Consider the following 24930-nt stretch of genomic DNA (forward strand, 5'->3'; position numbering starts at 1 on the left):
GCGCCTCCTCTTCGAGGACGGAACGGCGGCCGGAAGAGGGATGGGAACCGCACCCCAGGGTGTGACCGGTGCGGTGCTCAGGCGTGCGATGGCGGCGTGGCTCCCGGGGAGAGCCAGTGGAGCCATTCGCCGTGGGGCCCCGCCATGGCGAGAGGTTGTTCGTTCAGGGCGGGGAGGAAGGTCAGGCGGTTCTCGGGAAGGGGCACGGTCAGGCGGGACAGGACGGCAGGCAGGCGGGGGGAGCCCTCGTTGGAGATCCACTGGACGGGGAGGGCCCGCATGGTGGCGGTGAACCGGTCGCGGGCGGCGGGGGTGAGGTAGGGGAGCACGGCGCTGTGGAACACGACCACGGTGGCCGTCTTCGGGGCCGCGGCCAGCAGGTCGGGCAGCGAGGTGTTGAGGTCGCCGCGGACCAAGGAAGGCGGGTCCTGGCGGGTCAGGTGGATGGCGGCGCGCAGTCGGGTGAGGCGGTCGTCCTGGCCGGGCCAGACCAGGCATTCCAGCCAGCGCACCGTCTCCTCGTCGCGCACGTCCAGCGGGTCGAGGTCCAGCCCGGCCCGCCACACCACCGAGGGAAGGCGCGCGGGCAGCGGCACCAGGCCGTTGGTGCGGCAGTCCAGGACGACGGGGCCGTCACCGAGCGGGGGACGGTCGTCGTAGCGGTAGCGGTACCGGTCGGGGTGGAGGCACAGCCCGGCCGACGCGCCGACCTCGATCAGGGCCAGCGGCGGGGGCAGCAGCGCGAGCAGCGGCAGCAGACTGGCGCACCGGCCCGCCTCGTTGGTCTGCGTACTACGCGCGAGCATCGTCTCCCGCACCTCGGCCCAGTGGCGCACCGTCCAGGAAAGGAACCGGGCGGCGTCCTCGGCGGGGGCGCCGAGGAACCGGGCCGAGGCCAGCAGCAGGTTGGGCTGACGCTTCGGAGCAGGCAGCTCGTCGATCAGCCCGAGCAGCCGGGCGTCCCCGGCGACGCCGCGCGCGAGCGCCTCGTACGCCGGAGACCGCCCCCGGACCTCCTCCCGCGCGAACCGCAGGTACCGCTGTGCCGTGCTCACGCGAACGGATACTCCGCGGGAAGCCCGAACCGCGGGAAGAGCGTCGCGTCGAAGGTGGTGATCTCGGCCACCACACCGTCCTCGATCCGCAGCACGTCGATCTTGAACGCCTCGAACCGCGTCCCGCCGAACGGCCGCAGGTACGTCGCCGCGGCGGGCATCCGGTTGGCCCGGGTGGGCAGCAGCCGCCACTCCCCTGGCCCGGTGAGCCCTTCCCGCAGCATCGGCCCCACCATCGCGAGCCCCTGGTACACCATCGGCAGCGGCGGCATGGTGATCCTGATGTCCTCGCGCATCAGCGCCACGGCCGAGTCGGCGTCGGCGCGCTCGTGCGCGTCGATGAGGCGCCGCAGCAGCCGCTGCTCGACGTCGCTCGCCGAGGCCACCGGCCGTACGGGACGGTTCTCCCGCACGGTCACGCGGGCCCGCTGCAGCGCGCTGTTGGCCGCGGCGACCGTGAGGTCCAGGGCCTCGGCGGTGTCGGCGGCCGTCCACTCCAGCACGTCCCGCAGGATCAGCACCGCGCGCTGCTTGGGCGGCAGCAGCTGGATCACCGCGAGGAACGCCAGCTCGATCGTCTCCCGGGTGACGACGACCGCCTCGGGCTGGGCGTCGCCGGACGGCACCTGGTCGAGCAGCAGGTCGGGGTACGGCTGTAGCCACGGCAGGTCGGCGAACGAGCGGACCGTGCGCGCACGGGCCCGCGCGTGGTCGATGCACGCGTTGGTCGCGATCTTGTACAGCCAGGCGCGGAACAGCTGCCCGCCGGTGAAGCCGTCCCGCCCGCGCCAGGCCCGCAGCAACGTCTCCTGCACGAGGTCCTCGGCCTCCTCGAAGGAGCCCGTCATGCGGTAGCAGTGCACGTGGAGTTCCCGGCGGTGGCGCTCGGCGAGCACCCCGAACGCGTGCTCGTCGCCGGTCAGCGCGGCGGCGACGGCAGCGTCCCCCTCGGTGTCAGCGGATCGCACCCGAAGCACCTTACTCACCCCGCGACGAGGCCGCAGGTGACGTTGATCACGGTGCCGGTGATGCCGGACGCGCGGTCGGAGGCCAGGAACGCGGCGGTGTCGGCGACCTGGGCGAGCCGGGGGGCGCGCTTCAGCATGGTCATCCCGGCCATCATCTGCTCGAACATCGCGGGGTCGAAGTCGGTGAGCTCCTCGTTGACCTTCAGGACCTTCTCCCGGGTCATGGTCTCCACGACCCCGGCGGTGTGCAGGCACACGACCCGGACGCCGGTCGGTCCCACCTCGGCCGCCAGGTACCGCAGGAACGTCTCGACGGCGGCGTCGGCGGGGCCGGTGCTGCCCATCATGGGGGCGGCGCCGCGCGAGGATCCGCTGGTCACGGTCATGACGACGCCGGATCCCCGGGCGGCCATGTGCCGGGCGGCGGCCCTGGCGGTGTTGAAGTTGGCCAGCAGGCCGGTGGTGACGGCCCGGGTGAGGTCCGCGCCGGACATCTCGACCAGGGGGATTCCCTGCACGTCGCCCCGCGTGACGAGGTTGACGGACGCGTCGATGGAGCCGGCCGCGGCCACGGCGGCGGCGTGCTCGTCCACGGCCCGCTCGTCGAGCACGTCGAGCACCGCCACCTCGGCCGTGCCGCCGGCCGCGCGGACGGCGTCGGCGACCTCGTCGAGCGTCTTACGGGTCCGCCCGGCGAGGAACAGCCTGGCCCCCTCCCGCGCGAAGGTGAGCGCGATGCCGTGGCCGATGCCGCCGCCGGCGCCGTAGACGATGACGTTCTTGTCGTTCAGAAGTGTTGTCATGCCGTCTGTAACGACGCCTTGCGCGCGAACTCATCGGTGCGGCGGAAGAAACTTCTCCTAGCCGCACACGGTGCGGTCGCGAGGGGTCTTCCCGGTGAGCAGGTAGGTGTCGATCCTGCCGGTGACGCAGGAGTTCGTGCCGTACGCGCCGTGCCCCTGGCCCTTGAAGATGAGCTCGACGCCCACGCCCTTCCCGAGGCCGGTGGCCATCCGCCGGGCGCCCGCGTACGGGGTGGCGGGGTCGCCGGTGTTGCCGACCACCAGGATGGGGGCCGCGCCCTTGGCGCTCACGTTCACGGTCCTGGACTCGCCCGCGACGGGCCAGCCGGTGCACTGGAGGATGGACCACGCGAGGAACTCGCCGAAGACCGGGGACGCCTTGCGGAAGGCGGGCATCCTGCGGCGCACGTCGGCCACGGTGTAGCGCTCGGAGGAGTCCGCGCAGTTGATGGCGGTGTTGGCGGGCTGCAGGTTGTTGTAGCGGCCCTTCTCGTCACGGCCGTAGAGGGCGTCGGCGAACAGCAGCAGCAGGTCGCCCTCCCCGGCCTTGGCCGCGCCGAGGCCGCGGTCGAGCCACTTCCAGGTCTCCTTGGAGTACAGCGCGGACGCGATGCCGTACGTCGCGTGCGACTGGGTGAGGACGCGGCCGGAGCGGGTGGGCAGCGAGCGCTCGTCGAGCCGCTTCAGCAGGGCGGTGATCTGCGCGGCGCCGCGCCCCGCGTCCTTGCCGGTGGCGCAGCGCGACCGCGTGGCGCAGTCCTTGAGGAAGTTGCGCAGCGCGAGCTGGAACCCCTTGGCCTGGGCCAGCGCGTGCCCCGCGGAGTCGGCGGTGGGGTCCACCACGGCGTCGAAGACCATCCGGCCGACGTTCGCGGGGAACAGGTGGGCGTACACGCCGCCGAGCTCGGTGCCGTACGAGGCGCCGTAGTAGTACAGCTTGCGGTCCCCGAGCGCGCGGCGCAGCAGGTCCATGTCGCGCGCGGCGGCTCTGGTGCCGACGTACGGGAGCACCCTGCCGGAATTGGCCTTGCAGGCCGCCGCGAAGTCACGGGAGCCGTCGAGCAGGGCCTGTTGCTCGGCCGCGCCGTCCGGGCTGGCGTCGAGCGCGAGCATGGCGTCGTACGCCTCGTCGGACAGGCAGCGCACCCCGGCGCTCTCGCCGACGCCGCGCGGGTCGAAGCTCACCAGGTCGTAGCGCTCGTGCAGCTTCAGGAAGGTGGCGGCGGCGAGCGGCAGCGTCGCCACCCCGGAGCCGCCGGGCCCGCCGAAGTTGAACACCAGCGACCCGATGCGCTTCTGCCCGGCCTTCGGCTTGGCCCGCGCCCGGATCAGCGCCAGGTCGATGCTCCCCCGCCCCGGGGCGGCGTGGTCGAGCGGCACCCGCAGCGTGGCGCACTCCCAGGGCGTCCCGTCGCGCAGCGCCCGCGGCTTGCCGCCCGAGCCCTGGATGGGGCTCGGCGCGGGGCAGCTCGCCCAGCGGATCCCGGCGAACGTCGACGGTACGGCGGCCCGCGCGCCGCCGGCCGCGACCAGGGACATCGGGACGAGCATCGCGGCCGCGACGGCCAGGCGCACGGGGAAGGCGCCGTAGAGCTTCATACTCACCATCTTGGCGGGAAATAAAGGTCAAGATCCCGCTAAGCCTTAGAAGAATGCCATTTCGCGATATCAGCGGTGCACGATCAGCCAGGTCGCCACGGCGGTGACGGTCTCGGAGCGGTTGCCGATGATGTGAGGGCGGCTGCACGGGAAGGTGATCGAGTCGCCGGCGGCCAGGGTGACGATCTCGGTCTCGAACTCGATGGTCAGCTCGCCGGCGGTGACCGTGCCCACCTCGTAGCCGTCGTGTTCGAGGAACCGGCCGTGGGCCGTGGAGACGGCGCGGGGCGGGTACGTCGACTCGAAGAACTCCACGTCGGGGGTCGGCACGGGGGAGAGCCTGCGGAACGTCACGCCGCCGGCCAGTTCGATCGCGCCGACCTCGAAGGACCGCCGGATGGCGAAGGTCGCGGGGGGCGGCGGGGCGGACGAGGCGGTGCCGCTGTCGGGGGCCTTGGCGTCCGGGGTGTCGAAGACGGCGGCGAGGGGGGCGCCGATGGCGGAGACGAACGCGATGAGCCTGCTCACCGAGGGGCGCATGGTGCCGCGTTCGATCTGGGAGACGGCGCTGGCCGAGATGCCGAGCTCGCGGGCGACGGCCCGGAGGGACTTGCCCGACCGCAGGCGCAGCTCGCGCAGCCGCCGGCCGAGGCTCTCGTTGGTGATCGCTTCGAGGTCCGGGCGGCTGGTCATGGCCTCCACACCATTGTCACAGGGGATTAACCTCGGGGAAATTCACCGCCGGCCGTCAAGGCATACATTGACGGCAACTGTTAAGTGGTGACTTAACAGGACTGGGTGCGCACCCTTCCGTCGGCACATTACCCCCCAGGGATGCTCAAATGACCGAACCCGGTGTGTCGCCCCTGCCCAGTAACCAAAATCTCGCCGAACCCGACGTGGGCCACCAGGACCTGGTGGAGGCCGCCGGAATGCCGGTCGGCATCGGCCTGGTGGAGCCTCAGTACGACCCGCGGCTCGCCAACGAGGACCTCGCACCGCTGCGCGAGCAGAAGTGGACCTCGTACAACATCTTCGCGTTCTGGATGTCCGACGTGCACAGCGTCGGCGGATACGTCACGGCGGGCAGTCTGTTCGCGCTCGGGCTGGCGAGCTGGCAGGTGCTGTTCGCGCTGATCGCCGGGATCGTCATCGTGAACGTGTTCTGCAACCTGGTCGCCAAGCCGAGCCAGGTGACCGGCGTGCCGTACCCGGTGATCAACCGGGCGATCTTCGGCGTGCTCGGCGCCAACATCCCGGCGATCACGCGCGGGGCGATCGCCATCGCCTGGTACGGCGTACAGACCTACCTGGCGTCGCAGTCCCTCATCATCATCTTCCTGAAGTTCTGGCCTTCGACGGCGGCGCTGAACGACACCCAGCAGTACGGCTTCCTCGGCCTGTCCGCCCTCGGGTACATCTGCTACGCGATCCTCTGGGTGGCCCAGGCCGCGGTGTTCTGGAAGGGCATGGAGGCGATCCGCCGGTTCATCGACTGGGCCGGGCCCGCCGTGTACGTCGTCATGGTGGTGCTCGCCATCTACCTGGTGAGCCAGGCCGGGTGGGAGAACATCAGCCTGAACCTGTCGGACGACAGCCTGAGCTTCGGCGAGTCCATCCCGGTGATGCTGGGCGCGATCGCCCTGGTGGTCTCCTACTTCTCCGGGCCGATGCTCAACTTCGGCGACTTCTCCAGGTACGGCCGCTCGTTCGCCGCGGTGAAGCGGGGCAACCTGCTCGGCCTGCCGCTCAACTTCCTGTTCTTCTCGCTGCTCACCGTGATCACCGCGTCGGCCACCGTGCCGGTGTTCGGCGAGCTGATCACCGACCCCATCCACACCGTCCAGCGCATCGACTCGGCGTTCGCGATCCTGCTCGGCGGGCTGACGTTCGTCATCGCGACGGTGGGCATCAACATCGTCGCCAACTTCATCTCCCCGGCCTTCGACTTCTCCAACGTGAGCCCGCAGCGCATCAGCTGGCGCACCGGCGGCATGATCGCGGCGGTCGGCTCGGTGCTGCTCACCCCGTGGAACTGGTACTCCAACCCGGACGCCATCCACTACACCCTGGGCCTGCTGGGGGCGCTGATCGGTCCGCTGTTCGGCATCCTGATCGCCGGCTACTACACGATCAGCAGGCAGCGGGTCTGGGTGGACGACCTGTTCACCATGGACCGGGGCGGGCGCTACTGGTTCAGCGGCGGCTACAACCCCAACGCGGTCTGGGCTACCGTGCTGTCCGGTGTGCCGTCCATCCTGTCGGTGCTGGTGCCGAAGCTGCTGGTCGACCTGGAGCTCACCACCGTCGACCTGACCTGGATCGCCGACTACAGCTGGTTCCTCGGCTGCGGCCTCGGCTTCGTGGCCATGGTGGCGCTGGAACGGGCCTCACCGCGGATCACCGGCCTGGACCGCGACCTGGAGCGGGCCACGGACGGGACGACCCTGGCGTCCTGAATGACGCGGATCAGGGTCATCAACCCCAACACCGCCCGGGCCATGACCGCCGTCATCGGCGGCGCCGCCCGGGCGGTCGCGGCGCCGTCGACCGTCGTCACGGCCGTGAACCCGGCCATGGGCCCGGAGTCGATCGAGAGCCACTACGACGAGGCGCTGGCCGTCCCCGGGCTGCTCGCGGAGATCGCGGCGGGTGAGCGGGAGGGTGTGGACGGCTACGTCATCGCGTGCTTCGGCGACCCCGGCCTGGACGCGGCGCGCGAGCTCGCGTCCGGGCCCGTGGTCGGGGTCGCGCAGGCGGCCATGCACGCCGCCACGCTGGTCGGGCGCGGCTTCAGCGTGGTCACGACGTTGTCGCGCACCACCGGCCGCGCCTGGGACCTGGCCCGCAGGTACGGCTTCGGGGAGGCGTGTCTCGGTGTGCACGCCTGCGACATCCCGGTGCTCGCGCTGGACGACCCGGGGTCCGGCGCCCGTGAGACGGTGGCGGCGCTGTGCGCGGAGGCCGTGGCGGCCGACGGCGCCGACGCGGTGGTGCTGGGCTGCGCCGGCATGGCGGCGTTCGCCGGCGAGGTGGCCGGGCGGATCGGCGTCCCGGTGGTCGAGGGGGTGGCGGCGGCCGTCAAACTGGTGGAGTCGCTGGTCGCCCTCGGGCTGCGCACCAGCACGCGGGGGGAGTACGCCCCTCCCGGGCCGAAGCGGTACTCCGGGATCCTCGGCGACTTCACGGTGCCTCCGTCGTAACGCGGTGGTGGTGGGACATTAGCCGGGCATTCACCTGAGTGTCCGGTTCCGGGAGGTCGCTGTTCAGCGGGGAGGGCTTGGGTCTTTCGAGTACTTCGGAAAATCAACAGGGGAACAGGTGCTCTCATGACCTCCTCCATCTCCCGTCGCGACCTGCTGCGCACCAGCGCCGTGGGCACGCTCGGCATCGCCGTCGCCGGCAGCGTCGAGGCCATCGCCGGTCCGGCCGCCGCGCAGACCGCGGCGCACGGGGTGACGGGCTACGGTCCGGTCGTCGCCGACCCCGCCGGCCTGCTCGCCCTCCCGCGCGGCTTCTCCTACACGATCGTGGCCGAGGCGGGCAAGACGCTGCTCGAGTCCGGCCAGCCGACCCCGAGCGACGCCGACGGCACCGGCTGCTTCCGGTCCCGCGACGGCTTCGTGCTGGTCAACAACCACGAGATCGGCGGCGGCGAGCCCTACGGCGTGCCGCCGCTGCCCGGCCTGACCTACGACCCCGGAGCCCAGGGCGGCACCACCAACATCGAGGTCGACCGGCGCGGCAGGCGCGTGCGCGAGTACGTCAGCGTGGCCGGCACGCACAACAACTGCGCGGGCGGCGTCACGCCGTGGGAGACCTGGCTGACCTGCGAGGAGACCGAGCAGCGCGCCGGCGGCGTGTTCCAGAAGGACCACGGCTACGTCTTCGAGGTCGACCCGTTCGACCGCAGGGCCAACCAGAACCCGGTGGCGCTGAAGTTCCTCGGCCGCTACGCGCACGAGGCCGTCGCGGTGGACCCGCGCACCGACGCCATCTACCTGACCGAGGACGCGAGCGGCCCGAACGGCCTGTACTTCCGCTGGGTGCCGCCGCGCGGCTTCAAGGGCCGCAAGGGCGCGCTGCGCGCGCTCGCGCTGTCGCCGGGCGGGGACACCGCGGGCAAGCTGCAGGCCATGAGCTGCTCCAAGGGCGGCAAGCACATCCCCGACCTGTCGGCGGCCACCCAGCCCGGCACCACCTACAAGGTGACCTGGGTCGACGTGCCCGACCGCGACGCCAAGACCGTGTCGGTGCGCAAGCAGTTCACCGACGCTCAGGTGACCCGCAGCCGCAAGCTGGAGGGCGCGTGGTGGGCCGACGGCGGCGCGTACTTCGTCGCCAGCTACGCCCGGAACGACGACGGCAGCGTGAACGAGCACGACGGCCAGGTGTGGTTCTACGACCCCGGGCACGAGACCGTCACGCTCAAGACGATCTTCGGGGTGAACCCCGACCCGGAGGCGGACACCGACTACGACGGGCCGGACAACATCACCGTGTCGCCGTACGGCGGGATCATCCTGGCCGAGGACGGCGAGGGCGTGTCGCACCTGGTCGGCGTGACCAGGAACGGCACCCCGTACCCGATGGCGCGCAACGACCAGAGCGACAGCGAGTTCACCGGCCCGGTGTTCAGCGAGGACGGCAAGATCCTCTTCGCGAACATCCAGTCGCCCGGGTACGTCTTCGCCATCACCGGCCCGTGGAAGCGGCCGGGTGACGGCGACGGCCACGGCCACGACGGCCACGGCCACGGCGGCAAGGACCACTGAGCCCTGGGCCCGCCCGCCTGAAGTTCCCCGCACCGCCCTGTCCCGTCCGGGACAGGGCGGTGCCGTCGTTTCCGCACCTGGTCACCCGGCCGGAAGGCGGGACATGCCCCCCCGATGGTTGCCTGGAGCAATGACATATATTTGCCCAAGGCAACCAAATTGAGCGGCGGCCATTGGTTCGGCGACAGCTCCTCGCCGTACGGCTCCGCGACGCGAAGGGATCTCGATGGCAACCGCAACGACGGCCGGGGCGGGGGACGCGACGGCCGGCGCCACGTCCGCGGCCCCGATGACGCACCGCCAGATCCTCGAGGCCCTGTCCGGACTGCTGATCGGCCTGTTCGTGGCGATCCTGTCGTCGACCGTCGTGTCGAACGCGCTGCCGACGATCATCGCCGACCTGCACGCCGACGAGACCACGTACACCTGGGTGATCACCTCCACGCTGCTCGCCACGACGGTCTCCACACCCCTGTGGGGCAAGATGGCCGACCTGACCAGCAAGAAGATGCTGGTCCAGCTCGGCCTGGTGATCTTCGTCGTCGGCTCGGCCATCGCCGGGGTGTCCAACGGGCCCGGCATGCTCATCGCCGCCCGGGTGGTCCAGGGCATCGGGGCCGGCGGCCTCACCGCGCTGACGCAGGTCATCATGGCCGCGATGATCTCCCCCAGGGAGCGCGGCAGGTACTCGGGCTACCTCGGCGCGGTGTTCGCGCTGGCCACCATCGGCGGGCCGCTCATCGGCGGCGTCATCGTGGACACCTCGTGGCTCGGCTGGCGGTGGTGCTTCTACGTCGGCGTGCCGTTCGCCGCGCTGGCCTGGGTGGTGCTGCGCAAGACCCTGCGCCTGCCGGTGTACCGGCGCGAGGCGCGCGTCGACTGGACCGGCGCGGCGCTGATCGCCGCCTCGGTCTCGCTGCTGCTGGTGTGGGTGTCGTTCGCGGGCCACCAGTACGACTGGGTGTCCTGGCAGAGCGGCGCGATGGTGGGCGGCGCGCTCGCGCTCGCGGGGCTGTTCGTGTTCGTCGAGTCCCGGGCCGCCGAGCCGATCGTGCCGCTGCGCCTGTTCCGGCGCGGCGCGATCAGCCTGGCGGTGGTGGCCAGCCTTTTCGTCGGGGTGGCGCTGTTCGGCGCGACCACGTTCCTCGGGCAGTACTTCCAGCTCGCCCGGGGCGAGTCGCCCACCATGGCCGGGGTGATGACCCTGCCGATGATCCTCGGCCTGGCCATCTCGTCCACGATCGCCGGGCGGATCATCACCCGGACGGGCCGCTGGAAGGTGTTCCTGGTGACCGGGTCCTTGTCGCTGGCCGCCGGGTTCGCGCTGATGGGCACGTTGCGGTACGACACCCCGTACCCGCTGATGGCGGTGTACATGTTCGGCATCGGGGCCGGGGTCGGCATGACCATGCAGAACCTCGTGCTGTCGGTGCAGAACCAGGTGCGGCCCGAGGAGCTAGGCGCGTCCAGCTCGCTGGTGGCGTTCTTCCGCACGCTCGGCGGCGCCGTCGGCGTCGCGGTGCTGGGGGCCATGCTGTCGCACCGGGTGATCGCCTACATCCAGGAGGGGCTCAACGGGCTGGGCGTCAAGGGCGTGGCGAACGACGGCTCGGTGCCGAGGCTGGCCGAGCTGCCCGCCCCGATCCGCGCCGTGGTGCAGGGCGCGTACGGACACGGGGTAGGCGATGTGTTCCTCTACGCGGCACCATGTGCTTTCCTGGCCTTGGTCGCCATTCTGTTCATCAAGGAAGTACCGCTGCGGACTCTCAACTCCGAGCAGGTCCGCGCGGGAGCGAGCGCTCAGCCGCCTGAGACGGCCGGCGCGGGGCCGGGCCGTCACGCCCGGCGGTCCCGCGGCGTCCGGGGTGAGCGGGGCGTGTCCCGGCGGGTGCGTGTTCGTTCCAACCCGGAAGCATGACGGTGGTGTCTTCCCGGCCATCTCGGAAAGGTGGGGCCGCATGACGGCCAGAACACAGGCGGCGATCCCCGTCGAGGCGTTCGAGGCGTACTGCTCCCTGGAGCAGCAGCTCGGCGTGCTGTTCCGGCGCTCCCGGGCGATATCGGCGGAGGTGGGACGCGCGGTCCACCCCGAGCTGGAGCCCGGCGCGTACAGCCTGCTGGTCCGGATCGACACCGCGGCCCCCGCGCGGCCGAGCGATCTCGCCGCCTACTTCCGGGTCGGCAAGGCCACCATCAGCCGCCAGGTCAAGGTGCTGGAGGAGCTCGGGCTGGTGGGGCGGCAGGACGACCCGCTGGACGGGCGGGTCTGCCGGCTGGCCCTCACCGACGAGGGCCGGGTGCGGCTGGACCGCGCGCGCTCGGCCCGCCAGGAGCGCTTCTACTCCCTGCTCGGCACCTGGCCTGAGGACGACGTGCGCCGGCTGGCCGACATGCTGGCGCGGTTCAACACCCTCACCGCGCCCAAGGAGCGCGATCACTTGCCGGGCACGGCGACGCCGCCCGGGTTGCCCGGCGCGTAGACCGTGATGCCCTGGGGCAGGGCCTTGAGCTTCTCGATCTCGGCGCACGTGGCGCAGAGGTCGTAGCCCTTCTGGCGTTCCTTGTTGGCCTCGGCCTGGGCGCGGGCCTGCGCGATGGCCGCCTGCGACTCGGCCACCCCGGCGAACGCCGCCTGCGCGCGGTCGACCGCCGCCTGCACCTGCGCGGGCAGCGTGATCCGCACCAGGTTGAAGCGCAGGTCCACCAGGTAGGCGGCGCCGAGCATCTGGCGCAGGTCGCGGTCCAGGCTGGCGTTCACCGCATTCTGGATCTTGACGAGGCTGGCGTTGTTGTCCCGCGCGACGAGCCTGATCGTCTCCTGCGCCGCGCCGCCCTCCACGAACGCGCAGGAGGACACCAGCTCGGGGCACCGGAAGGCGCCGATCTGGCTGCGCAGCGCGTTGTCGATGACCGGGCGGATGGCCTGGCCGAAGAAGGACGACCAGCCCTCCTCGCCGTCGTAGGGGTAGCGCATCGTGTCGTCCTGGCCGCGGAAGCGCCGGGTGCCGAACTTGTCGTCGAACTGCTTGAGCGTCTCCGGTTCGAGGTTGAGCCGGAAGTACAGGGTGCCCTCGATGCCCATGTTCACGCCGTCGCTGCTCGGGACGGTCACCACGTCCACGCCGAGCAGTGTGCTGCGCTTGGCGTCGGCGGTGATCGTGTAGAAGCGCTGCTGGGCCGGGTAGCGGTGGACCTCGGACCACCAGCCGGTCCAGGTCAGCCCGGAGGCCGGCTGGATGATCTGCCGGATGCGGCTGTCGTCGAACGGGCCGCCGTCCCGGACGACCGCCACCTCGCCGCCTCCGGTGCTCTCGTAGCCGCCGAGGAGGCCGATCAGGGTGGGGATGGCCAGGACGACGGCCGTGATGGCGGCCGTGATGACCAGGGGGGCGCGTACGGACACTGAGGACCTCCTGTGCGTCGATCGGTGCGGGATGGGGGGTGACGCCGGTACTCGTCACCGTCCACCGTAGAAATCGTTCAACGATTCCACAAGATGCCGAGAGGACATTTCTTGCGTCTTCCGTGACGCCGTGCCGCGCGGGTGCAGGGACGGCATGGGAGTTGATGCCGGGATGCGTGTTGGTCCCGCGGGCAGATGGGCGCCCGGCATACTCTGTCCGGTTATGGAGACGCGCTGGGTGGGTCCGGACGGCTTAGAGATCACGGTCGCGGCCCACGGCCACGGCCAGGTTCTCCGCCTCCGGCGGCACGGCGAGCACGTCGCCGACTGCTCCTCGGTCGACGAGTTGCGCCGCTTCGTGGACCTCGCGGACCTGTGCGAGGTGATCACCGTCCCCTTCGGCGAGCGTGCCCCGCGCCGTCGCCAGGAGGCGCTGTCATAGGGGTTCCCCGAGAGGCGTTCTGATTCGCGCCGGGCGCGGGGTCCGTGTATGGTTACACCTGTCCAACGGCGCGGCGACGCGAGACGCGGGACAAGCCCCTTTAGCTCAGTCGGCAGAGCGTCTCCATGGTAAGGAGAAGGTCTACGGTTCGATTCCGTAAAGGGGCTCGGCAGCGTAGATGCCCTTTCCGGCCATTCCGGGTGGGGCTTTTCGCTTGGGCGGGTATATATTTTATTTGACCGTCCGGGGGCGGAGTAGCTCAGTCAGGCAGAGCAAGCGGCTCATAATCGCTGTGTCGCCGGTTCAAGTCCGGCCTCCGCTACTACCCTTCCGGGTCACCGATGAGGCGACCTGGTTCGGGTTGTCCATGTGTCCCAAACGTAGAAAGGCACTCCCACGTGGCTGCCACCGACGTTAGGCCAAAGATCACGCTGGCCTGCCAGGAGTGCAAGCACCGCAACTACATCACGCGGAAGAACCGGCGCAACGACCCGGACCGGCTTGAGCTGAAGAAGTACTGCCCGAACTGCAAGTGCCACCGGGCGCATCGCGAGACCCGGTAGTTCCCGCGGTCCCTCCGGCGGGACGGCCTGCGGGCCGCCCCGGCGCGACCGCCATCACGCGCCACCGGCGCCCTCCATGCGAGGCGCCGGTTTGACGCGTCCCCGGGAATCAGTGAGCCCTGCGCGTGACTGCGGACAGCCGAAGGTTGTTCTGTTACCGTCGGCTCGTCGGCTCGCGTTTCGAAAGGCACTGGCACGATGGCGTTGAACCGTGATTTCGTCGGGCGCACCTACCCGTCGCCCGCCTCCTACGAGGTCAGCCGGGTCAAGATCAGGGAATTCGCGGGCGCGATCGGCGACCGCAACCCGATCTACCGCGACCCCGAGGCCGCCAGGGCCGCCGGCCACCCCGACGTGGTGGCCCCGCCGACCTTCCCCATCGTGTTCAGCCTCACCGGCGCCGGCGACATCCTCGCCGACCCCGAGCTCGGGCTCGACTTCAGCATGGTGGTGCACGGCGAGCAGCGCTTCGAGTACACCCGCCCCATCCACGCGGGCGACGAGCTGATGTGCTCCTCCACGATCACCGAGATCCGCAGCGTCGGGCGCAACGAGTTCCTGACCCTGCGCAGCGACGTGACGACCGTCGGCGGCGAGGCCGTCTGCACGACCTACAACACCCTTGTCGAGCGCGGAGGGGCGGCGTAAGCGATGACGGCCACGGTGAAGTACGACGAGATCGAGGTCGGCCTGCAGATCCCCGCGGTCGACTACCCGGTGCGCCGCGTCGACCTGGTGATGTACGCGGGGGCCTCGGGCGACTTCAACGCGATCCACTGGAACGAGCGGCACGCCAAGGCCGTCGGGCTGCCGGACGTGATCGCGCACGGCATGTTCACCATGGCGCAGGGCGGCCGGTTCGTCACCGACTGGGCGGGCGACCCCGGCGCGGTGCTCGACTACGGCGTGCGCTTCTCGTCGATGGTGGTCGTGCCGGACGACGACAACGGCGCGGTGATCTCCGTGAGCGGGGTCGTGGAGGAGAAGCTCGACGACAACCGCGTGGTGATCTCGCTCACCGCCCGGTCCGGGGACTCGCGGGTGTTGTCCAAGGCCCGCGCGACGGTGCGCCTCGCCTGATCACCTGAATGCTTCCGCCCCTGGTGGGTACTGGGGCGAAGGTGACAGAGGCACCGAAGCATGTACAGGGACTCGCCGAAGAACGGGCGGCGGTGCGGGCCGAGCACGACGACGCCGCGGCCGACCTGCTGAGGCAGCGGATCGAGGACGCCGGATGGACGGTCCGGGACACGGGCGACGGCTTCGAGCTGGCCCCCCAGCCGCCGTTCAAGGTCTGGCCGGAGGTCTCGTCGGTCCCGGTCACGCACGACGGCACCGCCGAGGGCGACCGGGACGGCACCGAGCTGCGCACGCGGACACCGACGCGCGGCACGCGGCCGGACGAGGGCGGCGCCGAGAGCGTCGGCACCGAGAGCATGATCGCCTCACAGGTCCTGTGGGACTCCACGCTCGCCGCGTCGCGGCTGGACGAGGCGATCACCGCCGCGGCCGCCGCGCAACGGCACGACGAGGTCCCGGCCTCCGCGGTGACGATAGCGCTCGTGGTCGACGGCCACCCGTCCGACCTGCGTAAATGCGTTGACGCGCTCATCTCCTACACCCAGGACCGGATCATCGCGCTGGACCTCGGCAACATGGACGGCGCCGGCACCGTCCTGCACGAGCTGGCCGAGCGGCATCCCGGCCGGGTCACGGCGTGGCACGTGGCCGAGACCCCGCACTGGCGGGGCGGCACGGCCGGCTGGGGCGCCGCCAGGAACAAGCTCCTGGAACTGGACTCCGGCGAGGTCCACGTGGTCATGGAGACCTCCACCGTGCTGGACGGCGACGCCGTCACGCCGCTGGTGGAGTCGCTGCGCGAGGGCGTGGTGGCGGCGGGCTGGAAGGGCCTGACCCACGACGGCGACGAGTGGCGCGAGGCCGGCCCCGGTGAGGTGCGGGCCCTGCGCGGCAACCTGTTCGCCGTGCGCCGCGAGGCGGCCCTGAAGGCGGGCGGCTTCCCCGAGGAGGCCCACTACTACCGCCACGCCGACCTGGAGTTCTCCCTGCGCCTCCCCGGCAGGCTGGTCGCCGCCGAGGAGCACCTCCCCGTCCACCGCGAGCGCCACCGCCCCTACCACGAGGCCGACCCCGCGTACCGCGACCGCGAGTCGGGCCGCACGGACGACCGCGTGCGGCGCCTGCTGCGCCCCGGGGACGGCCAGGCGTAGCGGACCCGGTCTAGGCTGGGGCCCGGCGGGCAGGCCGCCGATCTCGTGGTGGGGAAGGTGCATGGCTGAGCGGGAGGATGGGGTGCGGCTCGCGCCGTTCACCACGTTGCGGGTGGGCGGCGCCGCGCGGACGTTCGTGACCGCCGGGAGCGGCGACGAGCTGGCCGGGGCGGTGGCCGAGGCCGACCGGGTGGGAGAGCCGGTGCTGGTGCTCGGCGGCGGCAGCAATCTGCTGATCTCGGACGACGGTTTCGACGGTCTCGTCGTGAAGGTGGCGTCCCGGGGCGTGCACGTCGCCGGGAGCGACGGGCGGGTCGAGGTGACCGCCGAGGCCGGGGAGGACTGGGACGGGCTGGTCGACCGGGCCGTAGCCGAGGGCTGGTCCGGCGTGGAGTGCCTGTCCGGCATCCCCGGGCTGGTGGGCTCCACGCCCATCCAGAACGTCGGCGCGTACGGCCAGGAGGTGGCGCAGACCGTCACCCGCGTGCGGGTCTACGACCGGCGCGCCCGTGAGGTGCGGGAACTCGGCGCGGACGAGTGCGGCTTCGCGTACCGCCACAGTGTCTTCAAGGACGACCCGGCCAGGTTCGTCGTGCTCGCGGTGACCTACGGCATGGAGCGGTCGCCGCTCTCCGGGCCGGTGGCGTACCAGGAGCTGGCCACCCGGCTCGGGGTGGAGCTCGGCGTCCGCGCCGACCCCCGCGACGTCCGCACGGCCGTGCTGGCCCTGCGCCGCGGCAAGGGCATGGTGCTCGACCCCGCCGACCCCGACACCTGCAGCGCCGGATCCTTCTTCACCAACCCGATCCTGAGCGCCGCCGAGGCCGCCGCCCTGGAGCACCGCGCCCCCGGCTTCCCCCGCTGGGACATGCCCGGGGACCGGGTCAAGGTCCCCGCCGCGTGGCTGATCGAGCACTCCGGCTTCCCCAAGGGCTACCGCCGCGGCCCCGCGCGGATCTCCACCAAGCACACCCTGGCGCTGACCAACCCGGGCGGCCTCCACGTCACCGGCTTCCCCACCGACCCCGAGGCGCTCCTGTCGGCCGCCCCGGAGCCCGGCGGGGCCGAGCCCGCGGCCACGGCCGCCGACCTCCTCGACCTCGCCCGCGAGATCCGCGAGGGGGTCGAGGCGAAGTTCGGCGTGACCCTGGTCAACGAGCCCGTCCTGGTCGGCGTGCGTCTCTGACCTCAGACGAGGGCCTCGGCGAACAACACGAACGCGAAGACGACGAAGCAGGCGGCGGCGCCGTAGCGGATCGCCTTCTCCGGGAGGTGGCGGCCGAGGAGGCGGCCCACCAGGATCGCCAGGGCGTCGGCGGCGACCATGCCGACCGTCGAGCCGATCCAGGTGCCGAGCCAGCCGTGCTGGGTGGCGAGGGTGATGGTGGCGAGCATGGTCTTGTCGCCCAGCTCGCTGAGGAAGAACGCCACGGTGACCGCGATGACGGCGTTCCGGGTGGTGCGCTCCGCCTTGCGGGACTCGTCCGCGCTCAGCTCGTCACCGCGCAGCGTCCACAGCGCGAAGAACAGGAAGGCGATGCCCGCCACCACGGAGATGGCCGTGCGGGGCAGCGCGTTGCCGATCAGCCCGCCCAGGCCGACGCTGAGCAGATGGACCACGGTGGTGGCGATGGTGATCCCCGCCAGCACCGGCCACGTCTTGAACCTGGTGGCGAAGGTCAGTGCCATGAGCTGGCTCTTGTCGCCGAGCTCGGCCACGAAGACCACGGCGAGACTGATCCAGAACGCTTCCAACGGGGGTCGCCCTTCTTCTGGTGCGACCGGGCCGGAAGCGGCACCCGGGGAGTCTTTCGGGCACAGACCTCGGCCCGGCAGCATGAACGTGCATGACTGCTGGGCCGAAGGTCTCGTCCGCCTCTACGCGAGGCCCGCGTGACCGGGCCTTACGGCCAGTGTGTCGATCACGCGATTGGGACTACTCCCCTTCGGAAATTCGCTGTAACTCTACCGGAAGCCGTCAAATCGATCGTCAGGTGAGCAGGGACAACCGGTGTGCCGCCGCCGCGGCCTCGCCCCTGGTGGCGACGCCCAGCTTGGCGAGGATGTTGGAGACGTGGACGCTGACCGTCTTGGCGGAGATGAAGAGCTCCGCCGCGATCTCGCGGTTGGAGCGGCCGAGCGCCACCAGGCGCAGCACCTCGCGTTCCCGGGGGGTCAGCTCGGCGGCGGGGGCGGCGGGCTCGGGCGCGGGGCAGGCCTGTGCGGGGGGTGCCACGGTGGCGCCGACGCGGCGGCCCAGGGTCTCGATCTCTTCCAGCAGCGGGCGGGCGCCGAGGGAGACCGCCAGGGGGTAGGCGGCCCGCAGGCGGTCGGCGGCGCCGTCGCGGTCGCCGTGGCGGGCGGCCATGACGGCGGCCTGGAACAGGGAGCGGGCCTCGGGGTGCGGCCGGGAGAGTTCGCGCCAGGCGGTGGCCGCCGCGTCGAAGTCGGCGACGAACATCAGGCGGAACGCCTCGGCGACCGGGCCGCACGCCGCCATGTGGGCGGCGAGGGCGTCGGCCTTCTCCAGCACGGCCCTGGCCCGGTCCGGGTCGGCCGCGGCGGCGGTCTCGTAGACCAGGCGGCCCTGGGCCAGCACGCGCCAGCCGAGCATGGGCTTGCTGGACCAGCCGAGCGCAGGCTTGCCGGACTGGGCGTCCAGCGACGTCGACAGCAGCTCGTCGGCCACCGTGAGCGCCTCCAGCGCCTCGCCGCGCAGCAGGTGGTACTCGACCCGGAGCCGGTTGTTGGTCATCCACTCCTGCGTGTACACGTGCGGCTCGCCGTACAGCGCGCCGACCTGGGTGAGCAGGTGGCGCAGCAGCTCGGTCTCGCCCCGCGCGGCGGCCACGTCGCAGCGCACCCGCAGCAGGTGAGCGCGGATCCTCGGCACCGGGTCCATGGCCAGCGCGTTGTCGACGATCTCCACGGCCTCGTCCCACCGGCCGAGCGTCTCCAGGGCCTCGGCCCGGTTGTTGGCGAGGAAGGTGCCCGAGGTGCGGTAGCGGCCGTACTCGCGCGCCGTCGCCTCACCGCTGAGCGCCAGTGCCACGGCCTCGGTGGAGCGGCCGAGGTTGGTCAGGCCGTCCACGTTGTTGGCGACCGCGCGCAGCACTATGCGCCCCGAGGACAGCATGGTGCCGATCTCGATGGCCCGCTCGTTGGTGAGCATCGCGGTCTCCAGGTCGCCGGCCAGGGAGCGGCCGAGCGCCAGGTTGGTGAGCAGCTCGGCCTCCCGGGAGGAGTCGCCGACCTCGCGGGCGATGCGCAGCGCCTCCTCGGTGAGCGCGCTGCCCTCGACCGTCTCGTTGATGAACATCAGGTAGGAGCCCAGCCGGGAGAGCACGTGCGCCCGGGCGGCGTTCGGCGACGACACCAGCCGCTCGGCGTACCGCAGGTCGTCCAGCGCGCCGAGCTTGCCCTTGTCGGACTTGAACTGGCTGCGCCGGAGCATCAGCCCGGCGACGCGCTCGGGTTCGGCGGTCTCGTCCAGCTCGGCGAGCGCGGCCTTGACGAACTTGAGGCCGTGGTCGGGGTCGCCGCTGATGACGGCGGCCTCCGCGGCGAGCTCCAGGACGGCGGTGTGGCCCGCGCCGATGCGCTCCTCGGCGTCCGGCACCCGGTCCCACAGCGACAGCACCCGCTCCAGCAGCTGGATCTGCTCGGTGTAGGCGAAGGCGTTGGCGGCCTTCCCCGCGGCCTCCCAGGCGGAGATCAGTGCCCACAGGTGGTCGCGCGCGGCGTACCAGTGGTGGGCGATCTCGATGGCCGCCCGGCCCGGCGGCACCAGGGAGCGGTCCCGGTCGATCTCCTCGGCGAAGCGGGCGTGCACGCGGTTGTGCTCGCCGGGCAGCATCTCCTCGTGCACGGCCTCGCGGATCAGCGAGTGGCGGAAGACGTAGGCCCGGCCGTCGACCTGGATGACGTTGCCGGCGATGGCGGGCCGCAGCGCGTCCTCCAGGTCGAAGTCCGACATGCCGGTCACGGAGGCGAGCAGCGTGTGCCCGGTCCTGTTCCCCCCGGCCGCCGCGACGCGCAGCACGCGCTGGGTCTCCTCGGGCAGCCGCTCCACGCTGCCGATGATCAGGTCGTGCAGCGAGCCGGGCAGGCCGCACTCGTCCCCGCTCTCCAGCAGGGCCTCGACGAACAGCGGGATGCCCTCGCTGCGCTCGTACACCTTGCGGACGAACGCCCACTCCGGCTCGTCGCCCCGGATGCCGGCCACCTGCTGGGCGACCTCGGTCTGGGTGAGCCGCGGCAGGTCGATGCGCACCACGCCCTCGACCCGGCCGAGCTCGGCGAGCACCGGCCGCAGCGGGTGCTGGCGGTGCAGCTCGTCGGAGCGGTACGTGATGATCATGAGCACCGGCGCGGTGCGCAGGTTGCGGCTGAGGAAGGCGATCAGGTCGCGGCTGGACCGGTCGGCCCAGTGGACGTCCTCGATCACCAGGATCACCGAGCGCCGCTCGGCCAGGCGTTCCAGCAGCGTGAGGAACTGCTCGAACAGCCGCGCCCTGCCGGTCTCGGTCTCCTTGTCGCCGCTCGCCTCGCCGAACTCGGGCAGCAGCCGCGCTAGGTCGCGCGCCGCGCCGTCGGGCAGCAGCGCGGCCACCTCGGGCGCGCCCATCTCACGGACCAGCTGGCGCAGCGCCGCGGTGAACGGCGCGTAGGCCAGGCCCTCGCTGGAGAGCTCGACGCAGCCGCCGCTGAGGATGTGCGCGCCGGCGTACCCGGCCTCCTCGGTGAACCGGCTGACCAGGCGTGTCTTGCCGCCTCCCGCCTCACCCCCGAGCAGCACGGCCGAGGCCGTCTGTTTACGGGCCTGCTCGAACGCGTCGGCGAGGGTGTCGAGCTCCGCTATCCGTCCGACGAAGACGGGACTCACCATCCGGCCCACCATGTGGGCAAGCATGTCATGTGCCATGTTGAGTATCGCGTGATTTATCCCTGGCTAAAAGGTGGTAAACGGCCCATCGGCGCCCGGCTGAGCCGGGCGCCGATCACGGGGGGTGGGCGGCCCGGCCGGGAGGGAGGGTCCGGCCGGGCGTCATGGGGCGTCGTCTGGTCCGCGGGGCGCTTTCGCGCCCACGCGGCGGTTCGGTCCAGGGGGTGGCCCACCCCGCCCGGAGGTCCCGGGTCCAGGTGCGGGCGGTACCGCGGGTGTTCACGAGGTGCGCAGCCGGGCGAAGCTCGCGCGCAGCCCGCGCCCGGAGCGGGGCTCCTTGGCGGACTTGGCGCCCTTGCTGGCCTGGCGGGCCCTTCGGTCGTCGTCGGCCTGCTTGTGCAGCTCGGCCACTCGGGTGGCGATCAGTTCGTAGTGCAGTTCGGGAGCCATTTCGGCTGTCTCCTTGAGGTTCGTCTTCTCTGACACCTCAAGACTCGGTCTAAGGCCCGCCCCCGCACATCGGGCGTATGCCTTATCTCCCGGAGGCCACGGGGCCTAGGGCCCCTGGATCCCGCGTAAGCCCCCTTAGGGCCCGGCGGAAACCCGGGGCTCCAGCCCATCTGGCGCCTAGCCATCTGTGGTGAAATGTCGGGAACGTTGCTGGTCACCGCGGCCGGTTTGGAACTATCAGGCAGGTCGGCGATGCTGGTGAGGTGTCAACTCTGACGACTTCGCTCACGGAGGTCGCGTCGTCCAACGCGACCCTGCGGGCATTCCTCCACGGCCTGCCCGGCGTCGACCGTGTCGGCGCCGACCAGCGCGCCGCGACCCTGGGCACCCGCTCCATCAAGACCACCGCCAAGGCCAAGGCCATCGACCTCGCCATATCCATGGTGGACCTCACCACCCTGGAGGGCGCCGACACCCCCGGCAAGGTGCGCGCGATGTGCGCCAAGGCCGTCCGGCCCGACCCGGCCGACGGCACCGTCCCCTCGGTCGCCGCCGTCTGCGTCTACCCCGACATGGTGCCGCACGCCGTCGCGGCGGTGCGCGGCTCGGGGGTGGCGGTGGCCAGCGTGGCCACCGGCTTCCCGAGCGGCCGCACGTCGCTCGGCGTCAAGGTGGAGGACACCGCGCTGGCGGTCGCGTCCGGCGCCGACGAGATCGACATGGTGATCGACCGCGGGGCGTTCCTCGCCGGCGACTACCGCAAGGTGTACGAGGAGATCGTCGCGGTGAAGGCCGCGTGCGCCCGCGAGGGCGGGACCGACGCCCACCTGAAGGTGATCCTCGAGACCGGAGAGCTCGTCACCTACGACAACGTGCGCCGCGCCTCGTGGCTGGCGATGATCGCCGGGGCGGACTTCATCAAGACCTCCACCGGCAAGGTCGCCCCCGCCGCCACCCCGCCGGTCACGCTGGTGATGCTGGAGGCCGTGCGCGACTTCCGCGCCCAGACCGGCCGCATGGTGGGCGTCAAGCCCGCCGGCGGCATCCGCACCACCAAGGACGCGATCAAGAACATCGTGCTGGTCAACGAGACCGCCGGGCCCGACTGGCTGACTCCCGAGTGGTTCCGCCTCGGCGCGTCCAGCCTGCTGAACGACCTGCTGATGCAGCGCCAGAAGCTGACCACCGGGCACTACGCCGGCCCCGACTACTTCACCCTGGACTGAGGCGGCCCGATGTCGGACATATTCGAATACGCACCCGCGCCCGAATCCCGGGACGTCGTCGACATCAGGCCGTCCTACGGGTTGTTCGTGAACGGCGAGTGGATCGACTCGCTCGGCGACGAGCGCCACAAGACCATCAACCCGGCCACCGAGGAGGCCCTGGCCGAGTTCACCTACGCCTCGCCCGCCGACGTCGACCGCGCCGTCGCCGCGGCGCGCAAGGCGTACGACTCGGTGTGGAGCCGGATGCCCGGCCGCGAGCGCGCCAAATACCTCTTCCGCATCGCCCGGATCATCCAGGAGCGGGCCCGCGAGCTGGCCGTGCTGGAGTCCCTGGACAACGGCAAGCCGATCCGCGAGTCCCGGGACGTCGACCTGCCGCTGGTCGCCGCCCACTTCTTCTACTACGCCGGCTGGGCCGACAAGCTGCGGTACGCCGGGTTCGGCGAGGAGCCGCGCCCGCTCGGGGTGGCCGCCCAGGTCATCCCGTGGAACTTCCCGCTGCTCATGCTGGCCTGGAAGATCGCCCCCGCACTGGCCTGCGGCAACACCGTCGTGCTCAAGCCCGCCGAGACCACCCCGCTCACCGCGCTGGCGTTCGCCGAGATCTGCCGCCAGGCCGACCTGCCGCCCGGCGTGGTGAACATCGTGACCGGCGCCGGGGAGACCGGCCAGGCGCTGGCCGGCCACCAGGACGTCGACAAGGTGGCGTTCACCGGCTCCACCGAGGTGGGCCGCCTGATCGCCAGGTCGGTGGCGGGCACCCGCAAGAAGGTGACGCTGGAGCTCGGCGGCAAGGCCGCCAACATCGTGTTTGACGACGCCGCGCTGGACCAGGCCGTCGAGGGCATCGTCAACGGCATCTTCTTCAACCAGGGCCACGTCTGCTGCGCGGGCTCGCGCCTGCTGGTGCAGGAGTCCGTGCAGGAGGAACTGCTGGACTCCCTCAAGCGGCGGCTCGGCACCCTGCGCCTCGGCGACCCGCTGGACAAGAACACCGACATCGGCGCGATCAACTCGGCCGCCCAGCTCGACCGCATCCGCACCCTCAGCGACGCGGGCGAGCGGGAGGGCGCCGAGCGGTGGTCGCCGCCGTGCCCCATCCCGGACAAGGGCTTCTGGTTCCCGCCGACGCTGTTCACCGGCGTGGCCCAGTCCCACAGCATCGCCCGGGAGGAGATCTTCGGCCCGGTGCTGTCCGTGCTGACCTTCCGCACCCCGGCCGAGGCCGTGGAGAAGGCCAACAACACCCCCTACGGGCTGTCCGCCGGGGTGTGGACCGAGAAGGGCTCGCGCATCCTGTGGATGGCCGACCGGCTGCGTGCCGGGGTCGTCTGGGCGAACACCTTCAACCGGTTCGACCCGACGTCGCCGTTCGGCGGCTACAAGGAGTCCGGTTACGGCCGCGAAGGCGGCCGCCATGGACTGGAGGCGTATCTCGATGTCTGAGCCCTGCGAGCACCGCCGCGGCCCGCGCCGCTCCCGGCGGGCACGGGCCGCCCGCGGGCGTGCCTGGTTGCGGGCCGGCCGTACGGCCGCCGGTCCCCGCCGCGGATGGTTCGCCCACCGCTGCGGAGTGAGCCGCTGCCACCAGGTCGCCGAGCCCGCCCGGCTGTCCTCTGAGGAGACCACCTGGAGGGGCGATGACTGAGCCCGGCCGCCTGGCCGTACGCAAGACGTACAAGCTGTACATCGGCGGGGCGTTCCCGCGTTCGGAGAGCGGAAGGTCCTACGTCGTGACCTCCTCCAAGGGCGACTTCCTGGCCAACGCCTCGCGCGCCTCCCGCAAGGACGCCAGGGACGCGGTGGTCGCGGCCCGCAAGGCGTTCCCCGGCTGGTCCGGGGCGACCGCCTACAACCGGGGGCAGATCCTCTACCGCGTCGCCGAGATGCTGGAGGGCCGCCGCGCGCAGTTCGCGGCCGAGGTCGCCGCGGCCGACGGCGTGTCCGCCAAGCGGGCGGGTGAGCTGGTGGACGCCGCGGTGGACCGTCTGGTCTGGTACGCGGGCTGGTCGGACAAGATCGGCGTGGTGCGCGGCGCGGCCAACCCCGTCGCCGGGCCCTACTTCAACCTGTCCACCGTCGAGCCCACCGGGGTCGTCGCCGTGGTGGCGCCCCCGGAGGGCCCGCTGCTCGGCCTGATCTCGGTGCTCGCCCCGGTGATCGTGACCGGCAACACCTGCGTGGTGGTGGCCTCCGAGCGTGCGCCTCTCCCGGCGATCACCCTCGGCGAGGTGCTGGCCACCTCCGACCTGCCGGGCGGGGTGGTGAACCTTTTGACCGGCCGGGCCGCCGAGCTGGCCCCGTGGCTGGCGTCCCACATGGACGTCAACGCCATCGACCTGACCGGATGCCCCGAGGACCTCGCCGTGGCCTGTGAGCGGGACGCGGCCGAGAACCTCAAGCGGGTGCTGCGCCCGGCGGGCAAGGCCGACTGGCTCGCCGAGCCCGGCCTGGAGCGCATGACGGCGTTCCTGGAGACCAAGACCGTGTGGCACCCCATCGGTGTCTGACAACCGCGGCCCGGGCC

At 71.7% G+C, this 24930-nt stretch carries 24 protein-coding genes and 2 tRNA genes; 17 read left to right on the forward strand and 9 right to left on the reverse strand.

The annotated features are described in order from the left end of the window. Window positions 1-77 precede the first annotated feature (77 nt). The 5 genes from ACFP1K_RS01110 to ACFP1K_RS01130 all read right to left on the reverse strand — a co-directional run bounded on the left by ACFP1K_RS01110 (window position 78) and on the right by ACFP1K_RS01130 (window position 5118). On the reverse strand, window positions 78-1055 hold the full coding sequence (locus tag ACFP1K_RS01110; protein ID WP_380746088.1) for a DUF2332 domain-containing protein: 978 nt from the start codon (window positions 1053-1055) through the stop codon (window positions 78-80). Next, complete coding sequence (locus ACFP1K_RS01115) at window positions 1052-2023, reverse strand: RNA polymerase subunit sigma-70 (protein WP_380746090.1); 972 nt, start codon at window positions 2021-2023, stop codon at window positions 1052-1054. The genes ACFP1K_RS01110 and ACFP1K_RS01115 overlap by 4 nt, the downstream gene beginning before the upstream one ends. Window positions 2024-2037: 14 nt before the next feature. Beyond that, window positions 2038-2826, reverse strand: coding sequence for an SDR family NAD(P)-dependent oxidoreductase (locus tag ACFP1K_RS01120; protein WP_380746092.1), 789 nt, complete (start codon window positions 2824-2826; stop codon window positions 2038-2040). A gap of 57 nt (window positions 2827-2883) precedes the next feature. After that, window positions 2884-4425 carry an alpha/beta hydrolase gene (locus ACFP1K_RS01125; RefSeq protein ID WP_380746094.1) on the reverse strand — a complete coding sequence of 514 codons (1542 nt, stop codon included), beginning with the start codon at window positions 4423-4425 and terminating at the stop codon, window positions 2884-2886. A gap of 69 nt (window positions 4426-4494) precedes the next feature. Further along, complete coding sequence (locus ACFP1K_RS01130; protein WP_380746096.1) at window positions 4495-5118, reverse strand: helix-turn-helix domain-containing protein; 624 nt, start codon at window positions 5116-5118, stop codon at window positions 4495-4497. A 149-nt stretch (window positions 5119-5267) separates the two neighbouring features. On the opposite strand from ACFP1K_RS01130, the gene ACFP1K_RS01135 reads away from it, so the two are divergent. The 5 genes from ACFP1K_RS01135 (at window position 5268) to ACFP1K_RS01155 (ending at window position 11680) form a co-directional block, all read left to right on the forward strand. Continuing rightward, on the forward strand, window positions 5268-6884 hold the full coding sequence (locus ACFP1K_RS01135; protein WP_380746098.1) for an NCS1 family nucleobase:cation symporter-1: 1617 nt from the start codon (window positions 5268-5270) through the stop codon (window positions 6882-6884). After that, on the forward strand, window positions 6885-7628 hold the full coding sequence (locus ACFP1K_RS01140) for an aspartate/glutamate racemase family protein (RefSeq protein WP_380746100.1): 744 nt from the start codon (window positions 6885-6887) through the stop codon (window positions 7626-7628). A gap of 126 nt (window positions 7629-7754) precedes the next feature. Next, window positions 7755-9200, forward strand: coding sequence for an alkaline phosphatase PhoX (locus ACFP1K_RS01145; RefSeq protein WP_380746102.1), 1446 nt, complete (start codon window positions 7755-7757; stop codon window positions 9198-9200). Window positions 9201-9426: 226 nt separating this feature from the next. Then, window positions 9427-11118 (forward strand): MDR family MFS transporter, encoded by a 1692-nt coding sequence (locus ACFP1K_RS01150; protein ID WP_380746104.1) that lies wholly within the window; start codon window positions 9427-9429, stop codon window positions 11116-11118. 40 nt (window positions 11119-11158) lie between these two features. After that, on the forward strand, window positions 11159-11680 hold the full coding sequence (locus ACFP1K_RS01155; protein ID WP_380746106.1) for a MarR family winged helix-turn-helix transcriptional regulator: 522 nt from the start codon (window positions 11159-11161) through the stop codon (window positions 11678-11680). Here the strand turns inward: ACFP1K_RS01155 and ACFP1K_RS01160 are convergent. Next, window positions 11635-12603 (reverse strand): SPFH domain-containing protein, encoded by a 969-nt coding sequence (locus tag ACFP1K_RS01160; RefSeq protein WP_380746108.1) that lies wholly within the window; start codon window positions 12601-12603, stop codon window positions 11635-11637. The genes ACFP1K_RS01155 and ACFP1K_RS01160 overlap by 46 nt on opposite strands. Before the next feature lie 223 nt (window positions 12604-12826). Between ACFP1K_RS01160 and ACFP1K_RS01165 the strand changes: the two genes are divergently transcribed. The 8 genes from ACFP1K_RS01165 to ACFP1K_RS01200 all read left to right on the forward strand — a co-directional run bounded on the left by ACFP1K_RS01165 (window position 12827) and on the right by ACFP1K_RS01200 (window position 17025). Further along, entirely contained in the window at window positions 12827-13045 is a 219-nt protein-coding gene (locus tag ACFP1K_RS01165) for a transposase (protein ID WP_380746110.1), read from the forward strand. Window positions 13046-13139: 94 nt separating this feature from the next. Then, a tRNA-Thr gene (locus ACFP1K_RS01170) sits at window positions 13140-13212 on the forward strand. An 81-nt stretch (window positions 13213-13293) separates the two neighbouring features. Beyond that, a tRNA-Met gene (locus ACFP1K_RS01175) sits at window positions 13294-13367 on the forward strand. Window positions 13368-13443: 76 nt separating this feature from the next. Continuing rightward, the gene (gene rpmG, locus ACFP1K_RS01180; protein ID WP_184608557.1) at window positions 13444-13608 is read left to right on the forward strand and encodes a 50S ribosomal protein L33; all 165 of its coding nucleotides are present in this window, start codon (window positions 13444-13446) and stop codon (window positions 13606-13608) included. Window positions 13609-13806: 198 nt separating this feature from the next. After that, a complete protein-coding gene (locus ACFP1K_RS01185) occupies window positions 13807-14256 on the forward strand; it encodes a MaoC family dehydratase N-terminal domain-containing protein (RefSeq protein ID WP_380746112.1) in 450 nt (149 codons plus the stop codon). Window positions 14257-14259: 3 nt separating this feature from the next. Next, window positions 14260-14688, forward strand: a complete 429-nt coding sequence (locus ACFP1K_RS01190; RefSeq protein WP_380746114.1) for a MaoC family dehydratase — start codon at window positions 14260-14262, stop codon at window positions 14686-14688. Between the two features lie 41 nt (window positions 14689-14729). Next, window positions 14730-15839 carry a glycosyltransferase gene (locus ACFP1K_RS01195; protein WP_380746116.1) on the forward strand — a complete coding sequence of 370 codons (1110 nt, stop codon included), beginning with the start codon at window positions 14730-14732 and terminating at the stop codon, window positions 15837-15839. 61 nt (window positions 15840-15900) lie between these two features. Then, entirely contained in the window at window positions 15901-17025 is a 1125-nt protein-coding gene (locus tag ACFP1K_RS01200; protein WP_380746118.1) for a UDP-N-acetylmuramate dehydrogenase, read from the forward strand. 2 nt (window positions 17026-17027) lie between these two features. Here the strand turns inward: ACFP1K_RS01200 and ACFP1K_RS01205 are convergent, their stop codons facing one another. The 3 genes from ACFP1K_RS01205 to ACFP1K_RS01215 all read right to left on the reverse strand — a co-directional run bounded on the left by ACFP1K_RS01205 (window position 17028) and on the right by ACFP1K_RS01215 (window position 21174). Then, window positions 17028-17594 carry a TMEM165/GDT1 family protein gene (locus ACFP1K_RS01205; RefSeq protein ID WP_380746120.1) on the reverse strand — a complete coding sequence of 189 codons (567 nt, stop codon included), beginning with the start codon at window positions 17592-17594 and terminating at the stop codon, window positions 17028-17030. Between the two features lie 235 nt (window positions 17595-17829). Then, on the reverse strand, window positions 17830-20727 hold the full coding sequence (locus ACFP1K_RS01210; RefSeq protein ID WP_380746122.1) for a helix-turn-helix transcriptional regulator: 2898 nt from the start codon (window positions 20725-20727) through the stop codon (window positions 17830-17832). Between the two features lie 276 nt (window positions 20728-21003). After that, window positions 21004-21174: a hypothetical protein gene (locus ACFP1K_RS01215; RefSeq protein ID WP_380746124.1), complete on the reverse strand. Its 171-nt coding sequence runs from the start codon at window positions 21172-21174 to the stop codon at window positions 21004-21006. Window positions 21175-21446: 272 nt separating this feature from the next. On the opposite strand from ACFP1K_RS01215, the gene deoC reads away from it, so the two are divergent. From deoC to ACFP1K_RS01235, 4 genes are read left to right on the forward strand one after another with little or no spacing between them, the layout of a single operon-like run. Next, on the forward strand, window positions 21447-22400 hold the full coding sequence (gene deoC / locus ACFP1K_RS01220; RefSeq protein WP_380746250.1) for a deoxyribose-phosphate aldolase: 954 nt from the start codon (window positions 21447-21449) through the stop codon (window positions 22398-22400). 9 nt (window positions 22401-22409) lie between these two features. Continuing rightward, window positions 22410-23849 (forward strand): aldehyde dehydrogenase family protein, encoded by a 1440-nt coding sequence (locus ACFP1K_RS01225; protein ID WP_380746126.1) that lies wholly within the window; start codon window positions 22410-22412, stop codon window positions 23847-23849. After that, entirely contained in the window at window positions 23842-24051 is a 210-nt protein-coding gene (locus ACFP1K_RS01230) for a hypothetical protein (RefSeq protein ID WP_380746128.1), read from the forward strand. Before ACFP1K_RS01225 ends, ACFP1K_RS01230 begins: the two co-directional genes overlap by 8 nt. Then, entirely contained in the window at window positions 24044-24913 is an 870-nt protein-coding gene (locus ACFP1K_RS01235) for an aldehyde dehydrogenase family protein (protein ID WP_380746130.1), read from the forward strand. Before ACFP1K_RS01230 ends, ACFP1K_RS01235 begins: the two co-directional genes overlap by 8 nt. Window positions 24914-24930 lie beyond the last annotated feature (17 nt).

The organism is Sphaerisporangium aureirubrum (assembly GCF_042658925.1).
GTDB lineage: Bacteria > Actinomycetota > Actinomycetes > Streptosporangiales > Streptosporangiaceae > Sphaerisporangium > Sphaerisporangium aureirubrum.

Bases quoted from the DNA above. Each gene is read 5' to 3' on its own strand.
- ACFP1K_RS01140 (WP_380746100.1), top strand. From the start codon at position 6,885: ATGACGCGGATCAGGGTCATCAACCCCAACACCGCCCGGGCCATGACC.
- ACFP1K_RS01125 (WP_380746094.1), bottom strand. From the start codon at position 4,425: ATGAAGCTCTACGGCGCCTTCCCCGTGCGCCTGGCCGTCGCGGCCGCG.
- ACFP1K_RS01235 (WP_380746130.1), top strand. From the start codon at position 24,044: ATGACTGAGCCCGGCCGCCTGGCCGTACGCAAGACGTACAAGCTGTAC.
- ACFP1K_RS01155 (WP_380746106.1), top strand. From the start codon at position 11,159: ATGACGGCCAGAACACAGGCGGCGATCCCCGTCGAGGCGTTCGAGGCG.
- ACFP1K_RS01225 (WP_380746126.1), top strand. From the start codon at position 22,410: ATGTCGGACATATTCGAATACGCACCCGCGCCCGAATCCCGGGACGTC.
- ACFP1K_RS01150 (WP_380746104.1), top strand. From the start codon at position 9,427: ATGGCAACCGCAACGACGGCCGGGGCGGGGGACGCGACGGCCGGCGCC.
- ACFP1K_RS01210 (WP_380746122.1), bottom strand. From the start codon at position 20,727: ATGGTGAGTCCCGTCTTCGTCGGACGGATAGCGGAGCTCGACACCCTC.
- ACFP1K_RS01230 (WP_380746128.1), top strand. From the start codon at position 23,842: ATGTCTGAGCCCTGCGAGCACCGCCGCGGCCCGCGCCGCTCCCGGCGG.
- ACFP1K_RS01215 (WP_380746124.1), bottom strand. From the start codon at position 21,174: ATGGCTCCCGAACTGCACTACGAACTGATCGCCACCCGAGTGGCCGAG.
- ACFP1K_RS01135 (WP_380746098.1), top strand. From the start codon at position 5,268: ATGACCGAACCCGGTGTGTCGCCCCTGCCCAGTAACCAAAATCTCGCC.
- ACFP1K_RS01190 (WP_380746114.1), top strand. From the start codon at position 14,260: ATGACGGCCACGGTGAAGTACGACGAGATCGAGGTCGGCCTGCAGATC.
- ACFP1K_RS01185 (WP_380746112.1), top strand. From the start codon at position 13,807: ATGGCGTTGAACCGTGATTTCGTCGGGCGCACCTACCCGTCGCCCGCC.
- ACFP1K_RS01145 (WP_380746102.1), top strand. From the start codon at position 7,755: ATGACCTCCTCCATCTCCCGTCGCGACCTGCTGCGCACCAGCGCCGTG.
- ACFP1K_RS01130 (WP_380746096.1), bottom strand. From the start codon at position 5,118: ATGACCAGCCGCCCGGACCTCGAAGCGATCACCAACGAGAGCCTCGGC.
- ACFP1K_RS01120 (WP_380746092.1), bottom strand. From the start codon at position 2,826: ATGACAACACTTCTGAACGACAAGAACGTCATCGTCTACGGCGCCGGC.
- ACFP1K_RS01165 (WP_380746110.1), top strand. From the start codon at position 12,827: ATGGAGACGCGCTGGGTGGGTCCGGACGGCTTAGAGATCACGGTCGCG.
- ACFP1K_RS01200 (WP_380746118.1), top strand. From the start codon at position 15,901: ATGGCTGAGCGGGAGGATGGGGTGCGGCTCGCGCCGTTCACCACGTTG.